Below are 16,493 nucleotides of genomic sequence, written 5' to 3'. Positions count from 1 at the left end.
AAAATGACATATTTAATCACAGGCGGAGCCGGTTTTATCGGCTCAAATTTTGTGAAACATATGCTGGCCGTATATCCGGACGCAAAACTGATCATATTCGACGCCCTTACGTATGCCGGTAATCTCGGGACATTATCGGAGGAGCTGAAAGATCCCAGGGTTACTTTTGTAAAAGGAGATATCTGTGACAGAACGGCAACCGAGAAAGTTTTCTCCGGATACGATATAGATTATGTCATTAATTTTGCGGCGGAAAGCCATGTCGACAGAAGTATCGAAAACCCGCAACTGTTTTTGCAGGTGAATATTCTGGGCACTCAGAACTTGCTGGATACTGCAAAGAAATACTGGACCACAGGTAAGGATGAAGATAATTATCCTGTTTGGCGCGAAGGCGTAAAATACCTGCAGGTATCTACCGACGAAGTATATGGCTCCTTAGGTGACGAAGGCTATTTTACAGAAACTACCCCTTTGGACCCGCGCTCACCGTACAGTGCAGGAAAAGCCGGAGGCGACCTTATTGTAGGTGCCTATGGTGAAACATATAAAATGCCTGTGAATATAACCCGTTGTTCGAACAATTACGGCCCCTTCCATTTCCCCGAAAAGCTGATTCCGCTTATTATACGCAACATCTTGTCGGGAAAACAACTGCCTGTATATGGAGACGGCAGTAATGTTCGCGACTGGCTGTACGTGGAAGACCACTGCAAGGCTATAGACGCGGTCCTTCATAAGGGGCGCATCCACGAAGTTTACAATATAGGCGGACACAATGAGAAAAAGAATATAGATATAGTTAAGCTTGTTATCAGGACCATTCACGATATTATGGACAAAGAACCCCGGTATCGTGAAGTATTGAATAAAAAGGAAGCAGCTGCCGACGGCAGTATAGACATCAGCTGGATAAATGAGAATCTGATCTCATTCGTCAAAGACCGTCAGGGGCACGATCACCGTTATGCGATAGACCCCACAAAAATAAGTGCCGAACTGGGGTGGTTGCCCGAAACAAACTTCGATACAGGTATCGTAAAAACGATCTACTGGTACCTCGACAACCAAAAATGGGTGGAAGAGGTAACCTCGGGTGACTATATGAAGTATTACGAACAAATGTACGGAAACCGATAAATATGTAATCGTAATAAAAAATGGAACGCTTAAAAGCAATTCTGGCCGATAAAATACTGGATATATCATCCGCCAGCGGTGATGAAGTAAAGGCGAAAATAGACAAAATGCAACGCTTCCGCGACTTTGCCAATGCCTGTCAGACCTTGATGAAAAAATATCCTGCCATAGAGGATGAGCTCATTAAGATGGTCGAAAACGGAGACTTTGATACTAAAGTTGCCTCGTCACGTGTAGATACCGTTATTCGCCTGGCAGACACCGAAGCGGCGCAGGCCGGCAGGATTATCATACCTCAAATTACAGAACCTGTAAACGCAGAAGGCAATTCTACAGGAGTACCGGTTGCCGGGGAAAGTGAAGTGTCTGATATACAGGAAGAACAGTTCCCGGACGAGACCGGGGCAGAATTTCAATACACTTCTGTAGATGACATACCGATGGAGATCATCCACACGGAAGATGCAGACTACGAAGAATTACAATCATCACCCGGAGAGGATACGGAAAATTATGTACCTTTCGAAGATGTAAGCCCGGCAGAGGAAACTGAAACCGGTATATCGTTAGAGGCGGAAGAAAACTTCGAACAGGAATTATACCCCGATTCTGAACCGGAACCGGATACGATCACCGAAGCCATCATAAGATCCGGACAGGAAGGACCCAAGCCGGACTCATACGAAGAAGACGAAGCCGGATTGAGCGAAGAAGAGCGTGTTGCCCGGCGTAAAGTTATTATCAAAAGGGTTATTCAGATAGCAGGGCTTGTAGCTGTAGTGGTAGCATTGATCTTTATAATCAGATTTGTGATGGACCATTGGCTAACCATACTGATTATTCTCGGTGTTCTGGCTGTTTTAGCCATATTATTCTTCTGGTTTAAGCGAAAGCGGTAACCGGATCATGTCGAACCAATTATTTCCGAAATGGACTATTATAGGCAATTCTCGTTAAAAAATTACAATTCATTTAAGACTGAAGCTTCGGCAAAGATATTTTGCCAGCCAAAAAATGTAGAAGAGCTTCGAAGATGCCTGACAGAGCATCCATACGAACAAAAACTGATTATAGGAGGTGGTTGTAACCTCTTTTTTACCAAGGATTTTGACGGGCTTGTCATCCGTCCCGAACTGAAAGGCCTTCGCGAGATATCCGACGAAGAAGAAGAGGATGAGGACATATTTATTGAAGTAAATGCCTCCGAAGACTGGGACGAATTTGTTTCCTATTGCGTAGAACGTGGTTTCGCCGGGCTCGAAAACCTGTCTTTGATTCCCGGCACAGTAGGTGCGGCGCCTATTCAGAATATAGGAGCATACGGAGCAGAAGTAAAGGATGTTATCCACGAAGTCGTAGCCATAAATATGGTAACCGGGGAGGCCGTGTCTTTCTCGAATGCCGAATGTGAGTTTGGATACAGAGACAGTATTTTTAAACGGACAAACAAATATCTCATTATTTCAGTCGTGTTCCACCTGAAACGTACTTTTGTTTATACACCGAAATACTTCGACCTGAACAAAGAACTGGAGGATATAGAAGAACCCACGATACAGGATGTGCGCAGTGCTGTAATACATGTCCGCCAGCGAAAATTACCGGACGAAAAAGTATTGCCTAATGCCGGCAGCTTTTTTAAGAATCCATATATAAGCCAGGAACACGCAGAAAAGATAAAGACTGATTATCCCGAACTCCCGGCCTTTTTACAGAAAGACGGCTCGGTGAAGACATCGGCTGCTTTCCTTATCGATAAAGCCGGTTATAAAGGCATAAGGATCGGCGATATAGGTACTTATCCAAACCAACCGCTTATTATCGTAAATTACGGTTCTTCGGATGGAAACGATATTGTGCGTTTTATGCGTGAAATCCAGAGTGCCGTAAAAGACACATTCAATATAGAATTGGAACCCGAAGTAAGAATATTTTGAAAGCCATTAGCCCATAGCCATTAGCCCATAGCCATTTGTGCAAAAGCTAATAGCTAACGGCTAATAGCTAACAGCTAAACAAACAACTAATAACATGGCATCATTTATCATAGAAGGCGGTTGCCGCCTCAAAGGTGAAATAACTCCGCAGGGAGCAAAGAACGAAGCATTACAGGTAATCTGTGCAGTATTACTCACACCCGAAGAAGTAATAATAGAAAATATCCCTGATATACTGGATGTGAACAACCTTATTGCCCTGCTGGGCGAAATGGGTGTGGAAACAAAACGATTAGGTGAGGATACATGGTCGTTCAAAGCCGAAAATGTAAATATCGATTATTTACAAACACCTGAATTTTTGAAGAAAAGCGCGTCCCTTAGAGGATCAGTCATGATTATCGGTCCGCTCGTGGCCCGCTTTGGAAAGGCTATGTTGCCGAAACCGGGGGGGGATAAGATAGGACGCCGCCGTTTAGATACCCACTTTATAGGCATTCAGAAGTTGGGCGCCGACTTCGTGTATGATGATGTTCAACAAATCTATAATATCTCTGCCGGGAAGCTACAAGGTACTTATATGTTGCTTGATGAAGCGTCGGTAACAGGTACAGCGAATATCCTGATGGCTGCCGTATTGGCAGAAGGGGAAACAACTATCTACAATGCAGCTTGTGAACCATATTTGCAGCAGCTGAGCAAAATGCTGAATAAGATGGGCGCCAAAATTTCGGGTGTAGGTTCTAATCTGTTGAGAATAGAAGGTGTAGAATCTCTTGGAGGGGTTAAGCACCGTATTTTACCCGATATGATCGAAATAGGCAGTTTTATAGGAATGGCAGCTATGACAGGTTCGGAAATTACTATAAAGAATGTTGCATATGACGATTTAGGTGTCATCCCCGACACCTTCCGCAGATTAGGTATTCAGCTGGAAAGGAAAGGCGACGACATACATATCCCGGCTCAGAAAGAGTACGAAATAGACACGTTTATCGACGGGTCTATACTCACTATTGCCGATGCGCCGTGGCCGGGTCTGACACCCGACCTTATCAGTGTATTGCTGGTGGTGGCTACACAGGCCAGGGGCAGCGTACTCATCCATCAGAAGATGTTCGAAAGCCGCCTGTTCTTCGTCGATAAACTGATAGATATGGGTGCGCAGATTATATTATGCGATCCGCACCGGGCGACAGTTATCGGTACAGGCAAGCGTCCGATGCGCTCTACTACGATGACATCACCTGATATCCGCGCAGGTATAGCACTGCTTATAGCTGCAATGTGTGCTGATGGAAAAAGTACAATCCACAATATAGAGCAGATAGACCGGGGATATCAGAATATAGACGTGAGACTGAATCAATTAGGCGCAAATATTATGCGATTGGACTAAGGGTCCTGCTCTCAATCTCACCGGGGGGAAGATATTCGACAAATGATAATGGAAAGGCTATTCGATAACATAAATACTATTAATTTATACTCTTAGCCCCCTTTTTGGGAAGGGATGGGGGCTACAATTTTTTTTTACACTATGACAGAAAATGAAAAATATCTCTACGATCATTTCCTTATTAGTATAAAATCAGGATTTGAAGCATTAGAAGATATTATTAACGATGCGCTGGAGGCCGTAGAAGATGAGGGCTGGGAGAGCGAAATTTCCGAAGAATGGATTCGTGAAACATTTGAAAGGGAATACAAAAAGAATGAGGACGAAAGCAAAACATGGCAGCATCCAACCGATACGGAAAAACTACGTGTGGTATTTGATACACTCTGTAAGGAAAAGATAGTTGCTTTGCATAACGCCGGATATACCCAATCCGATGCTATCTATGATGTGCAGGATGTATGGACAGATCTGGAAGACGAAGGTATTAAGCCTATCGGCTACTGTTACTATCACGGACAGGATTTGGAGCGTGTGATAGAAACCGGAACGCTTTCTATCGGATTCTATGGGGAAAAAGAGAAGAATGATAAGGAAGCCATCCTTATAGGCAATAAAGTGGCTGCAGCTCTTAAAGAAGCAGGTTTTACCATCGACTGGAATGGTTCTGCGTCAAAAAGAATAGAAATAAAAGATTTCAACTGGCAAAATGTATTTATTTCCGATGATGATGTGGAAGAAAAGTGGGGTTATGCCCGCGTTTTACAATTGATGGAAGAATAAGATATTTTGGTAAAATTAAAATTCGTCAGAAAATAAAAAAAGGCGGGAGAAAACTAATACTGGTTTCTCCCGCCTCTTTTTATCAAACGGTTGTCAAAATCTTACACCATATCCTAACATGATATTTGCATTATCTACATCCTGGAACGAATATTTAAATTCAAGGTTCAAATAACCATTATTCCCTATATCATAACTGCCTCCTGCACCGATATTCACACCGAAATCCGTACTGCTGTCGGAATGCCCACCGTGAGACCAGCGATTATTCACCATGGCAACGCCAGCCAGAGGATATAATGAAAAACCGCTCTGGATAGGAAATACATAATGTATATTCGCATTAAAATCCAATCCGGTCAGATGATTATTCGGAAAATAGAAAGTAAAATCCGGTGCCAACCGGAGATTGTTTGTTATAGAATAACGACCTTCAACGCCTAATCCGAATCTTTCATAATCTGTTTGATATCCGGCTTTAACTAATACTGATTTAGAACCGCTTTGGGAAAAAGCTCCCATAGAAAGGCCTATCAGAGCTATTAGTACGAGTAATTTTTTCATCTTGTGATAAATTAGTTTATAAATAAATGAGTTTTTGATCGATTTTCTTTTATCTATAACAATAAAATATTGAATAGGTTCACTCGCTGCTATGGCTTCTCATGAAAAGAATCCCTTTGTTGAACTCATTTTTTATATGATTTTATGCTCTTTATAAAAAAATTACTACTTTTGAATTAAGAATAAAAATGTCTATTGAAAATGGTATTCAGATTTTTACTTTTATCGGATGAAGTGGAAGACTTCAAACGTGAAATTCAGATAGATGCAGATGCTACATTCTTTGATCTGCACAAAGCTATTGTCAAATCGGTCGATTATAAAGAAGGCGAAATGGCTTCATTTTTTATTTGCAGCGACGATTGGGAAAAAGAACAGGAAATCACACTTGTGGAAATGGATACAAGCCCCGAAGAAGACTCTTACACAATGGAGGCATCCGTATTGAATGATTTTCTGGAAGATGAGCGCCAGAAACTTATGTATGTATTCGACTATCTGACCGAACGCGCGTTCTTTATGGAATTGCGCGAAATTATCACAGGAAAAAATATGGAAGAAGCCGTCTGCACCAAATCTATCGGAAATCCGCCTGCACAGGTCGTTGATTTCGACACAGTAGCGTCAACCTCTTCCTCCCTTGATATAGGAGAGAATTTCTATGGAGACGAAGGTTATGACATGGACGAGCTCGATGCTGAAGGTTTCGACGGTCTGGATAACGCTCCGCTACCGAGCGACGAGGAGTATTGATGAAACAGCTTATAGTCCTGCTTGGCCCTACCGGCGTAGGGAAAACGGAGCTTAGCCTCAATCTTGCAGAGCACTATCGTTCGCCCGTTATTTCTGCCGATTCCCGGCAATTTTTCAAAGGACTGGAAATAGGAACTGCTGCACCTACGACAAAGCAATTGTCGCAAGTGCAGCATTTTCTTGTTGGTATGCTCGGTATCACAGACTATTACAGTGCCAGTGAGTTTGAACGGGACGCATTGAATATAATAGCGGAACAGCATAAAATACATGATGTGCTGGTTGCCACAGGTGGCTCCATGATGTATATAGACGCGTTATGCAACGGTATAGACGACGTGCCTACAATAGACGAAGGACTGAGAAAAGAGCTATATGACCTATACGAAAAAGAAGGACTGGAACCCATTCGTGACCAATTGAAAACTATCGACCCGGATTTTTACAATATAGTAGATCTCAAAAATTACAAACGAGTGATTCATGCGCTGGAAGTTTGCCTGATGACCGGAAAACCATATTCGTCTTTCCGTACCAATACAAAGAAGCAACGTCCGTTCGACATTGTAAAGATAGGGCTGACGCGCGAACGCGGACAGCTTTACGAACGTATCAATCAACGGGTGGATGAAATGATGGAACAAGGCCTGCTTGAAGAAGCGGAACAATACTATCCGCAACGCCATCTCAATTCCCTGAATACAGTAGGATACAAAGAACTTTTCAAATATCTGGATGGCGAATGGACTCTCGATTTTGCCATCGAAAAGATAAAGCAAAACAGCCGGATTTATTCCCGTAAACAAATGACATGGTTTAAGCGGGATGAAGATATACACTGGATAAATCTGTCGGAAACGACTGATAGTGAGGCTTTACAAAAGATAATTGCCATAGCGGGTTCTTGAACCTGTTTTTTTCTTACCTTAGAAGGATGAAACGAGGACATGCCGATTTACCCCTTCACTACGGGACAGTACCCCCTTGGTTGGCCCAGCGTATGAGCCTTCTGGGCGGAGCCATTGCCGAAGCCATCGTTATCGAATATGGGCGTCCGGCATTGTTGCAGCGGCTTAGTGACCCGTTCTGGTTCCAGTCATTGGGATGTGTGTTGGGTATGGACTGGCACTCGTCAGGTATTACCACATCAGCGATGAATGCTTTAAAGAAGGCCATAAACAAGCGTTCCGCCGAATTGGGTGTCTACGTTTGCGGCGGACGGGGAAAATCTTCACGGCAAACGCCTGCCGAGCTTATTGAGATAGCTAATAAAACAGGTTTGAACGGAGATGAACTGGTAAGGAACAGTAAATTATCGGCCAAGGTAGATAATACGGCCGTTCAGGATGGTTACCAACTTTACCTGCATTCTTTTGTTGTAACTATCGATGGAGAATGGACTGTTATCCAGCAGGGGATGAACGGAAGCAACCGTATGGCGCGGCGCTATCACTGGCTTTCGTCTTCTCTTGAATCCTTTATGGAAGAGCCGCACACTTCTGTTTGCGGAAAGAATCAAGGGTTGATCCTTAACCTGACGGATAAACTCGCAGCCCCGGCCAAAGAAGGGATTCTGGAACTGACAAAAGAAACTCCGGATAAACTGATGAAAGAAGTTTCAATTATTTTGCCAAACCATCATGACGTACGGGCCGAAGATGTAAATCTGAAACGTTTGGGAGCCGCGCTCATTCTTGCCCATGAAACAGATGTCTCTGATATGGAATCCCTGCTCCTGCTCGAAGGAGTAGGTCCCCGCACTTTACAATCACTCACACTGGTCAGCGAAGTGATACATGGTACGCCATCGCGCTTCTCCGACCCGGCGCGCTTTTCGTTTGCCCACGGGGGAAAAGACGGGCATCCTTTTCCTGTCCCTACACGCGTGTACGACGAAACTATCGGGATTTTCGACAAGGCTATTCATCAGGCGAAACTGGGAGACAAAGATAAATCGGAAGCTCTGAAAAACCTCTCTAAAATATCGCAGGAAATGGAGAGGGGATATACTCCAAATAACTATTTCGACGATCTGGTACAGCACGAACGTAATACATCATATAAGTACGGAGGAAAAACGGTATTCGGCGACACCAGGAAGCCGAAAGATGAAGGGACACAACTGAAATTGTGGGACTGACTATGAGACTCCGCTAATACAGAGCGAAATATATTAGTTTAACAGAATAAATTCGTAATTTTGCAGTCTCTTTATAAAACTTTAAAACAACCCGGATGATTGCCGCTATATTGTGCTGGTTCTTAATAACGCTTGTTTTCTTTTCATTTGGAGACATATTCGTCAGCCTTTATTCGAAAGTCTTGAAAAGGGATGAAGACTACTCATTCTTTGAGACATTCCTTATCGGCCTGTGTATTACGGGAACAATAATCTGCATCACATCCATCTGGTTGCCTTCCGGTATAAAGATAGCCGCTACTCTGGGCGTAATCTCAATTCTCTACCTGATTGCTGTCAGGAGAAAAGATATTGTGACTAAAGTACGGACCGTTATCAAAAGCCTGTCTCCATTGCAGGTTATCTTAATTGGTTCTGCCGGATTGCTATTTATGTTATTCTTTCTTGTACCGCCGCAATTTCCCGATATATATTACTACCATCTGCAGAATATACTGTGGAATGAGGAATACCATGTCGTACCCGGCCTGGCAAATCTGGAAGAACGTTTCGGCTTCAACAGCAACCTGTTCCTTTTATGCTCTGCATTTGGCCTGCGCCCGTTGACCGGAGAATTTGTCTTTGGAATAAACGCGCTATGTATGGTGTTTATGATGGCATATATAATCAGGCAGGCCGGCCGTCAACGGCTGTTTCTTATTGTTTTGTTCATTGTCGTATTCGTTCCGTTCTTTATGGAATATAAGACGCATATAGGTTGCTCTTCGGCCGACTTATTACCTAACCTGCTTATCGTATATCTATTATTTACTCTTTTAGCCGGCCAGCAAAACCTGAAGAAAAAAAGTATACTCTTCTGGCTGGTCCCGATATTCTGCATCACTCTGAAAGTGTCTACTGTGTTTATTTGCCTGGTATCCCTTTACCTTCTTATTCTGTTTATCAAAGAGAAGAATTATAAAGCCGTAGCTTTTATTTGTATTTCTGCCCTGATAGTTGTTGCCCCATGGCTGGTACGTAATGTAATTATATCAGGCTATCTTATACATCCCTATCCTTCAGTAGATTTATTTACTTTCGACTGGAAACTTCCTGTAGAATACAGTATAGAATCGAAGCGGTATATCGAATCTTTTGCCATCAGCTACGATGCCATGTATAACTCCAGCGACTATATTCTGGATATGCCATTAGCTGTAAAGGTTCAGAAATGGCTGGGAGAAAGGCATCCGCTCGACATTTGTATTGCAGGCGCAGGTCTGGTTTCCCCGCTGTTGATGCTCGGGGCATTGTTGAGGAAGAAGGTGCTTATAAAAGAATATTCTGTGCTATTGCTCGTCTGGGTTATAGGACTGATGGGCTTTATATTCTGGCTGGTAATGGCTCCGGCCGTGAGGTTCGGGTATGGATTTATAGCCATCGTATTTTCCATTCCGGTCTATCTGTTATTCAAAGATTTTAGAAATCCGGTCAGGTCCTTACCTGCAAATGTGTTTCTGGTAGCTACGATAGCCTATTTCGGAGTATTATCAGTCCGCTACTTCCTTGTTGTAAAAGAGCCTTATGTGTCTTACGCAGAGATATTCTATAAGCCGCAAAGCATACAAACCCGCCTCGATAAATATCCTGTGACAATGGAGATATTCAAATTGAACAACACAGAATTCTTTAAACCTCTTGATGGTGGTTGTTATGACCATGTCATACCTTGCAGCAACAATTACATAAAGAATCTGGAGATGAGAGGTAAAACCTTGCAGGAAGGTTTCAGGGAAAAGGAAAATTAAAAAGGCAGAAGACTGAACTATACAATTTACCGGGTGTTTAATCTTTTTCGTTTGGTTTATTCTTTTATTCAATTCTGATGCTCCTCGATTACCGTTTCGAAGAAGAATAAATCGGACTTGGGATAGTTCTGATAGAAACAAATAAAATTGAAACAAGCTCTTGAGATAAAATTATGACACTAAAAGACTTACATAAACAAGCCATGCAGTTTCAGGATACGCCGCTTATGCCGGTTGTATTTGTCGGACATGGTACACCCATGAATGCCATTGAGGATAATGAGTTTGTACATGCATGGACCAGTTTGGGGCAGGATCTTCCGCAACCACAGGCCATTCTTTGTATTTCCGCCCATTGGGAAACACGCGGGACTTTCGTCACAGCCATGAACGAACCTAAGACGATACACGATTTTTATGGCTTTCCCCGTGAATTATTTGCCCAACAATACTCTGCCCGGGGATCGAAAGAACTGGCGGATTTAGTAAGAGAACGTATAAACGATGTTGCCATCGGAGAAGATTACGAATGGGGACTCGATCACGGTAGCTGGAGCGTGTTGAAACACATTTACCCGCTGGCGGATATCCCGGTAGTGCAGATGAGCATCGACCATTTCCAAGTAATGCAGTATCATTACGACCTGGGACGGGAACTGGCTTTTTTGCGTCGTAAAGGTGTTTTGGTGATAGGTAGCGGAAATATGGTTCACAATCTGCGGATGGTACGCATCGAAGGGGATGATTTCAATACAGAATATGGTTACGACTGGGCTTTCGAACTGAATGACTTATTCAAAGATAAGATATTGAACGGCGATTTCCATTCCCTGATAGATTATACACGTTTGCACGATGCAGCCCGTCTGGCTATTCCTACACCCGAGCATTATATTCCATTGCTTTATACTTTGGCTTTGAGGCAGAAAAATGAACCGGTTCGGATTTTCAATGATAAGGTAATCGCCGGGTCTCTGAGTATGACCTCACTTGTAATAGGATAGAGGCTCATCTTGAAGGTTCTACATGTATCAGCACATCTGCTATTTCGGGTTTATGGGCTATTAGCCTGCGCTTCAGTTCGTGGGCAATGTCATGCCCTTCTTTCACTGTAATATTTTTATTTACAATAATGTGTAAGTCTACATAGTAAGACATTCCCGTTTTGCGGATATGGCATTTTTCGGTATCTGCCACTCCGTCTATTGTTTTTGAAAAATCGCAGATATCGTTGGCTATATCCGTATACATGTCTTTATCCATCATTTCTCCCCATGCAGGTTTCAGTATGTGGTAACTGTTATACAGGATAATAAACGCTGCGAATAATGCTGCCCAGTCGTCAGCCGATTCATACCCTTCTCCTTTATAAATAGCGATGGATATTCCTATAAAAGCTGCGACAGAAGTAATAGCGTCGCTACGGTGATGCCAGGCGTCAGCTTTCAGAGATGTGCTTCCTGTTTGTTTTGCTTTTCTTATTACCAGACGGTACGATAATTCTTTCCAGATAATGATTGCTCCCAGTACAAATAATGTAAATAGCTTGGGGCCTTCGTGCGGCGTACGTATATTTTCTATACTTTCTATTGCGATAATTGTAGCAGAAATGATAAGAAAGCCTACAACCGCGAAGGTAACAAGCGGCTCTATCCGCCCATGCCCGTATGGGTGGTCTTCATCCGCAGGTTTGCTGGCATACCTTATGCCTAAGAGAACGAGAATGGAAGAAAATATATCAGCGGTGGATTCAATTGCGTCGGCAATCAGGGCATAGGAGTTACCGAAATATCCTGCCAGCCATTTGCATACAGCTAAAAGAGTATTGCCTATTATACTAAAAATAGATGCCTTTTGGGCTGTCTGGGTTTTATCCATTTATCTATATTTAAAGTACAAATATACAGTTTTAAATAATTGGATTTTATTTTGTACTTGTAATTTTGTCACCTCTGAAAGTCAGGTTTCCAGCAGGATAAGACCATTGTTCCGTATTTCCGTTTTCTTTTATTTCTGTTGGCTCACCACATGCCAGGCGGGTCATTTCCTTTGTCATCCCAACCCTGATTTTATTTTGCAGGATACGGCGGAAATTATTTGCATTATATTTTCTTGTCAGGGCTGAAGCTTCAGCCGCAGTATATACTTTCTTTATACTCTCATTATTCAATATAGCGGAGTAGGGGATAACTGTTTTTATGCCCTTAGTATTTTGCAGGACCAATGAAAGTTCGTTCATCGTATTGTCCATAGTCACATCCGTACATTTCCATGTCTGCCCGGTGGTGAAAATCAGAGCCTTGCCTGTAACCAAATTACGGGACATCCTTAATATATCGTCCGATATTACATATTCTTTTCCTGTCAGTAATTCTTTCTGCTTTTCGAAAAAGCCTCTTACGAGAAAAGGGAAGGTGTAGTCGGATTCGGCATTATATTTATAATACATAATATCACCATTCGAAAGTTCCTGTAATTTCAGATAGAATTCGTCACTGTAATCTTTTACTTCTGTTTTTGATCTCGGGTGGCGGATCACTTCTATTACACGGAAATACTTACCGGCCAGATCTTCGTAACGGGAATTGTAATTATCGTTCGGTTTATATATATTTTTTTCGTCGTTCAACAGGTCGTCGTCTTTCTTGTATTTAAGTATAAAACCGCTATATCCGAAAGATTGGGATGATTTATCCAATCCTTTCAGGTACAGTTCCTGCCCTGTATATCCCATTGCATTTTTGCCCAGGAAATTAGCTGTACTGTCATATGCAAATGCCGGAACTGTTTCTTTCTGCGCAAACAGGGTGATACTAAATAAGACGGGGAATATTATTAAATATATTTTTTTCATTGTCCAGATATTGTAACCGCTTCTTTTTTACCTTTTTCCACATAGCTCATGTCTGCCATCGATTCGACTGTAAACTTACCGTCGTGGTAAATAACCTTGCATACAGCTGCATTCTCCAATGGCTTCTTGAATAATTTGTCTCCTCCCAAGCCTAATAACATAGCCAGTATGCTCATCCCGTGCGAGATAACCAGTATATTAGCATCGCCATGTTGAGACTCATTCTTTGCTATTTCGAGAAGACTTTCCTGAGTGCGCGCTTCTACCTGGGAAAAATTTTCAGCCATGCCCATTTTATCCAGTTTTTTGACGGCATCAAGTACCTCCCGGTAGCTGATCTCTTTTTCCATAATCGCTTTAATCATACTTTCAGAGGACGTGTGATGGAGGTATAAAGCGGCACTATGCCACATATGATGATTAAAGTCGGCTTCGAAACTACCAAAGCATGCTTCGCGTAATCCTGAGAGCTCGACCACGGGAATGTCTTCCTGTCCTTTGGCGCCCAAAACTATTTTGGTTGTCTGCACGGTTCTACGCAGGTCGCTGCAATAAGCAGTACGGAAATTTATATCGCTCATTCCGTAGCCCAGATAGCGGGCTACATCTATACCTTCTTTCGTTAGCGGTGAATCACACCAACCCTGCACCCTGTCGAGGGTATTCATCATTGTCTTGCCGTGACGGGCAATGTATAATGTAATCTTTGAACTCATTGTTTTAATTATTAAGGTACCAATATAATATCTTTATCATTCCATTGGTATATTGGCATATTAGATAATTAGTATATTATTTTATATAGTCTGCAAAAGCTTTATCGAACATATCCGGCGTGGAAACTTTACCATCCATTAAACACACTACCTCTATAACAGCACTAGCGCATAAAGTGTTGTCGGGCACACGGATTATTTGTTGACGGAAATAATACCTGACCCCTTTCCTATCTATGTTGACAGTACAAATGAAGCATTCTGAGCCGCGGAGGGAACTTTTGTAGCTGATATTGGCATTCCGTACGACGGGGATGATATTAGCCTCTGTAAGATCGCGCAATCGCAGGCCGCATCTTTCCATCAGTTCGTGGCGGGTAGCTTCGAAATAATGCAGATAGATAGCATTATTGACCACGCCCTGCGAGTCACATTCGTAGTCGCGTACTTTCATATTGTTTTCAAAAGTCAGAGCCATAGTTTTGTGATTAGCTGGTTAGCAAATGTCCGAGAGCTTTATCGAATAATTCAGGTTTTCCCACTTTTCCGTTTACCATACAGGCTGTTTCTACCCTCGCTGTCGAACAAGCTTTATTGTCTTTCAGCCGAATGATTTTCTGGTTGAAAATATAACGGATACCATCTTTTTCGATGGAATCGACAGTACAGATAAAATCATTGGCTCCGCGCAGGGAATGTTTGTACCGTATATAGACACTTACTACTACAGCATCGATACCTTGCTCATGCAACTCGTAGAAGTTCAACCCGTGTTGCTCCAGAAATTCGTGGCGGACTACTTCGTAATAATGCTGGTAGTTAGCGTTATTCACTATGCCTTGCGCATCGCATTCGTAGTCGCGAACTTTCATTTTATATTCGTATATAGATGTCTTATTCATTGTTTTATATCTTCTTTATTTTTTTATACGCCATTATCCGGTTATACAATATGTATGCCACCCCGAAGAATATAGCATTCATCGGTATCCAGAACCGTGTGGAAACGGGGCTGGCAAATACAGTAGCAGCATAATATAGTATTCCGGCAGCAACGATTATCCAGAATATCTTACGCTCGTTTTCTCCCCATTCCAGATGTTTTCTCCATATTATGGAAAGTACTGCGGCTACGGCGATAATGAGCCATGCGGTGAGGTATGATATTGTTATCGGTTTATCTAAATAATCACTATAAATAGTGTATCTGGCATCCAGATTGGTGTTTTCGGGAATTTTGTACCATTCCAATACGTTTTTCATATTTATCGGATAATATTTTCCGATGATTTCGTGGTGGGCGGGATAGAATACTTCCTTACTGTTCGGCAGATAATAGTATCGTGCAAACTGCAAAGGATAGTGGCTAATGATATAAGTGCCATATTCTTTGTAATTGCGGCTTCCCAGCCATATCCACGAAGGTGAATATCCTTGTCCGGTCTGTTGGATATATGAGAACATGAACTGCTTCAGAGGTAGGTCGTTTATCCACATAAATGCGGCAACGGCTTCCGTTCCGTCTTTCGTCCGTTCTTTTATTACATCTGTCTGTGTCAGCATGTACTGATGCAATATCCTCATTTCGGGGTCTTTTATCTTTTCAGGTTTCAGGTCTATATAAGGTACGGCATGCATCGCGTTATTTGCCAGCTGCCATCCATCGAATCCGGTCGAAAATTGGTCGAACCCTGTTGTCTTATGCATCTCTCTTTTTACCTGATTGTAAAAAATAAGCGTAACAGCCAGGGTTGCAGCTATTCCTATCCAGCGCATCTTTCCTTTTACCATAAAGAAAAAGCATATAAACAGTGGAGGGAACATAATGGCCGAATAGCGGATATGCAAAGCGAAAAACAATGAGATAAGGAACAGGCAAAGTGCGGCAGGGCCTTTTGTCCTGATATAGTAAATGAATGATGCCAGCATGAAATAAATCATCACGGCAAACAGCAGATCGCTCATCAGAGCATTCGACATGTAGAATGCGACAGGGCTGAAAACAAACAAAAATAACAAAATCCGCCAGAAAACAGAACTTACAGGCGGAATTACATATTTCAATACAAAAGAAAAAGCTGCAACGGAAAAGAAATATAGGATTGTTTGCACAATAAATACTGCATGGATACCCGGAGATATCGCGTGCACTATCTGCAGGAAGTACGAGTATCCGAACGGGCGATAGAATGTAAACATATCTTCAGCTGCCGCATGTACATAAGTACCGGAATCGGAAATTGTAGCAGGATAAGGATAACATGTTTTTAGTACGATATATCCGATTATACAACTTACTATCAGTATAATCCAGTCTGTCCTTTGCTCTTTCGCTTTCAGGAACATAAAGATGGAATTTGATGTATCGTTGTTTTTAGTCATTGGAATAAGGATAAAAGGCACGGGCTGTTGACCCATGC

17 protein-coding genes are annotated in these 16,493 nt (G+C 42.4%); 10 read left to right on the top strand and 7 right to left on the bottom strand.

Annotated features, from left to right (window positions below; translation table 11 throughout):
* The first annotated feature begins 3 nt into the window (after positions 1-3).
* From rfbB to ACFO6W_RS10410, 5 genes are all read left to right on the top strand, one after another.
* The gene (rfbB, locus tag ACFO6W_RS10430; protein ID WP_379996087.1) at positions 4-1,140 is read left to right on the top strand and encodes a dTDP-glucose 4,6-dehydratase; all 1,137 of its coding nucleotides are present in this window, start codon (positions 4-6) and stop codon (positions 1,138-1,140) included.
* A gap of 20 nt (positions 1,141-1,160) precedes the next feature.
* On the top strand, positions 1,161-2,039 hold the full coding sequence (locus ACFO6W_RS10425; protein ID WP_379996085.1) for a phage holin family protein: 879 nt from the start codon (positions 1,161-1,163) through the stop codon (positions 2,037-2,039).
* A 30-nt stretch (positions 2,040-2,069) separates the two neighbouring features.
* Positions 2,070-3,077 (top strand): UDP-N-acetylmuramate dehydrogenase, encoded by a 1,008-nt coding sequence (gene murB, locus ACFO6W_RS10420; RefSeq protein ID WP_379996083.1) that lies wholly within the window; start codon positions 2,070-2,072, stop codon positions 3,075-3,077.
* A 94-nt stretch (positions 3,078-3,171) separates the two neighbouring features.
* Complete coding sequence (gene murA / locus ACFO6W_RS10415; RefSeq protein ID WP_379996081.1) at positions 3,172-4,476, top strand: UDP-N-acetylglucosamine 1-carboxyvinyltransferase; 1,305 nt, start codon at positions 3,172-3,174, stop codon at positions 4,474-4,476.
* Between the two features lie 141 nt (positions 4,477-4,617).
* Positions 4,618-5,259: a DUF6891 domain-containing protein gene (locus ACFO6W_RS10410; protein ID WP_379996079.1), complete on the top strand. Its 642-nt coding sequence runs from the start codon at positions 4,618-4,620 to the stop codon at positions 5,257-5,259.
* A gap of 93 nt (positions 5,260-5,352) precedes the next feature.
* On the opposite strand, the gene ACFO6W_RS10405 is transcribed toward ACFO6W_RS10410, so the two are convergent.
* On the bottom strand, positions 5,353-5,823 hold the full coding sequence (locus ACFO6W_RS10405) for an outer membrane beta-barrel protein (RefSeq protein WP_379996077.1): 471 nt from the start codon (positions 5,821-5,823) through the stop codon (positions 5,353-5,355).
* A gap of 201 nt (positions 5,824-6,024) precedes the next feature.
* Between ACFO6W_RS10405 and ACFO6W_RS10400 the strand changes: the two genes are divergently transcribed.
* From ACFO6W_RS10400 to ygiD, 5 genes are all read left to right on the top strand, one after another.
* Complete coding sequence (locus ACFO6W_RS10400; protein WP_379996075.1) at positions 6,025-6,576, top strand: IS1096 element passenger TnpR family protein; 552 nt, start codon at positions 6,025-6,027, stop codon at positions 6,574-6,576.
* Complete coding sequence (gene miaA, locus ACFO6W_RS10395; RefSeq protein ID WP_379996073.1) at positions 6,576-7,484, top strand: tRNA (adenosine(37)-N6)-dimethylallyltransferase MiaA; 909 nt, start codon at positions 6,576-6,578, stop codon at positions 7,482-7,484. The genes ACFO6W_RS10400 and miaA overlap by 1 nt, the downstream gene beginning before the upstream one ends.
* Positions 7,485-7,510: 26 nt before the next feature.
* Positions 7,511-8,716, top strand: coding sequence for a DUF763 domain-containing protein (locus ACFO6W_RS10390; RefSeq protein WP_379996071.1), 1,206 nt, complete (start codon positions 7,511-7,513; stop codon positions 8,714-8,716).
* Positions 8,717-8,811: 95 nt separating this feature from the next.
* Positions 8,812-10,503: an LIC_10190 family membrane protein gene (locus tag ACFO6W_RS10385; RefSeq protein WP_379996069.1), complete on the top strand. Its 1,692-nt coding sequence runs from the start codon at positions 8,812-8,814 to the stop codon at positions 10,501-10,503.
* A 173-nt stretch (positions 10,504-10,676) separates the two neighbouring features.
* Complete coding sequence (ygiD, locus tag ACFO6W_RS10380) at positions 10,677-11,507, top strand: 4,5-DOPA-extradiol-dioxygenase (RefSeq protein WP_379996067.1); 831 nt, start codon at positions 10,677-10,679, stop codon at positions 11,505-11,507.
* 4 nt (positions 11,508-11,511) lie between these two features.
* Here the strand turns inward: ygiD and ACFO6W_RS10375 are convergent, their stop codons facing one another.
* The 6 genes from ACFO6W_RS10375 to ACFO6W_RS10350 form a co-directional block, all read right to left on the bottom strand.
* Entirely contained in the window at positions 11,512-12,381 is an 870-nt protein-coding gene (locus ACFO6W_RS10375) for a cation diffusion facilitator family transporter (protein ID WP_379996065.1), read from the bottom strand.
* A gap of 46 nt (positions 12,382-12,427) precedes the next feature.
* Positions 12,428-13,357, bottom strand: coding sequence for a hypothetical protein (locus ACFO6W_RS10370; protein ID WP_379996063.1), 930 nt, complete (start codon positions 13,355-13,357; stop codon positions 12,428-12,430).
* Positions 13,354-14,073: a histidine phosphatase family protein gene (locus ACFO6W_RS10365; protein ID WP_379996061.1), complete on the bottom strand. Its 720-nt coding sequence runs from the start codon at positions 14,071-14,073 to the stop codon at positions 13,354-13,356. The genes ACFO6W_RS10370 and ACFO6W_RS10365 overlap by 4 nt, the downstream gene beginning before the upstream one ends.
* Positions 14,074-14,149: 76 nt before the next feature.
* Complete coding sequence (locus ACFO6W_RS10360) at positions 14,150-14,551, bottom strand: acyl-CoA thioesterase (protein WP_379996058.1); 402 nt, start codon at positions 14,549-14,551, stop codon at positions 14,150-14,152.
* 10 nt (positions 14,552-14,561) lie between these two features.
* Complete coding sequence (locus tag ACFO6W_RS10355) at positions 14,562-14,975, bottom strand: acyl-CoA thioesterase (protein WP_379996056.1); 414 nt, start codon at positions 14,973-14,975, stop codon at positions 14,562-14,564.
* Positions 14,976-14,979: 4 nt separating this feature from the next.
* Positions 14,980-16,455, bottom strand: coding sequence for a G protein-coupled receptor family protein (locus ACFO6W_RS10350; RefSeq protein ID WP_379996054.1), 1,476 nt, complete (start codon positions 16,453-16,455; stop codon positions 14,980-14,982).
* Positions 16,456-16,493 lie beyond the last annotated feature (38 nt).

Source organism: Dysgonomonas termitidis (assembly GCF_042654545.1).
GTDB classification, from domain to species: domain Bacteria; phylum Bacteroidota; class Bacteroidia; order Bacteroidales; family Dysgonomonadaceae; genus Dysgonomonas; species Dysgonomonas termitidis.
This window is presented reverse-complemented; position numbering and strand designations above follow the sequence as displayed.

Excerpts from the sequence above, each read along its gene's own strand:
- murB (WP_379996083.1), top strand. The coding sequence starts at position 2,070 with ATGGACTATTATAGGCAATTCTCGTTAAAAAATTACAATTCATTTAAG.
- ACFO6W_RS10355 (WP_379996056.1), bottom strand. The coding sequence starts at position 14,975 with ATGAATAAGACATCTATATACGAATATAAAATGAAAGTTCGCGACTAC.
- ACFO6W_RS10360 (WP_379996058.1), bottom strand. The coding sequence starts at position 14,551 with ATGGCTCTGACTTTTGAAAACAATATGAAAGTACGCGACTACGAATGT.
- ACFO6W_RS10405 (WP_379996077.1), bottom strand. The coding sequence starts at position 5,823 with ATGAAAAAATTACTCGTACTAATAGCTCTGATAGGCCTTTCTATGGGA.
- ygiD (WP_379996067.1), top strand. The coding sequence starts at position 10,677 with ATGACACTAAAAGACTTACATAAACAAGCCATGCAGTTTCAGGATACG.
- ACFO6W_RS10410 (WP_379996079.1), top strand. The coding sequence starts at position 4,618 with ATGACAGAAAATGAAAAATATCTCTACGATCATTTCCTTATTAGTATA.
- rfbB (WP_379996087.1), top strand. The coding sequence starts at position 4 with ATGACATATTTAATCACAGGCGGAGCCGGTTTTATCGGCTCAAATTTT.
- ACFO6W_RS10390 (WP_379996071.1), top strand. The coding sequence starts at position 7,511 with ATGAAACGAGGACATGCCGATTTACCCCTTCACTACGGGACAGTACCC.
- ACFO6W_RS10375 (WP_379996065.1), bottom strand. The coding sequence starts at position 12,381 with ATGGATAAAACCCAGACAGCCCAAAAGGCATCTATTTTTAGTATAATA.
- murA (WP_379996081.1), top strand. The coding sequence starts at position 3,172 with ATGGCATCATTTATCATAGAAGGCGGTTGCCGCCTCAAAGGTGAAATA.
- miaA (WP_379996073.1), top strand. The coding sequence starts at position 6,576 with ATGAAACAGCTTATAGTCCTGCTTGGCCCTACCGGCGTAGGGAAAACG.
- ACFO6W_RS10400 (WP_379996075.1), top strand. The coding sequence starts at position 6,025 with ATGGTATTCAGATTTTTACTTTTATCGGATGAAGTGGAAGACTTCAAA.
- ACFO6W_RS10370 (WP_379996063.1), bottom strand. The coding sequence starts at position 13,357 with ATGAAAAAAATATATTTAATAATATTCCCCGTCTTATTTAGTATCACC.
- ACFO6W_RS10350 (WP_379996054.1), bottom strand. The coding sequence starts at position 16,455 with ATGACTAAAAACAACGATACATCAAATTCCATCTTTATGTTCCTGAAA.
- ACFO6W_RS10385 (WP_379996069.1), top strand. The coding sequence starts at position 8,812 with ATGATTGCCGCTATATTGTGCTGGTTCTTAATAACGCTTGTTTTCTTT.
- ACFO6W_RS10365 (WP_379996061.1), bottom strand. The coding sequence starts at position 14,073 with ATGAGTTCAAAGATTACATTATACATTGCCCGTCACGGCAAGACAATG.
- ACFO6W_RS10425 (WP_379996085.1), top strand. The coding sequence starts at position 1,161 with ATGGAACGCTTAAAAGCAATTCTGGCCGATAAAATACTGGATATATCA.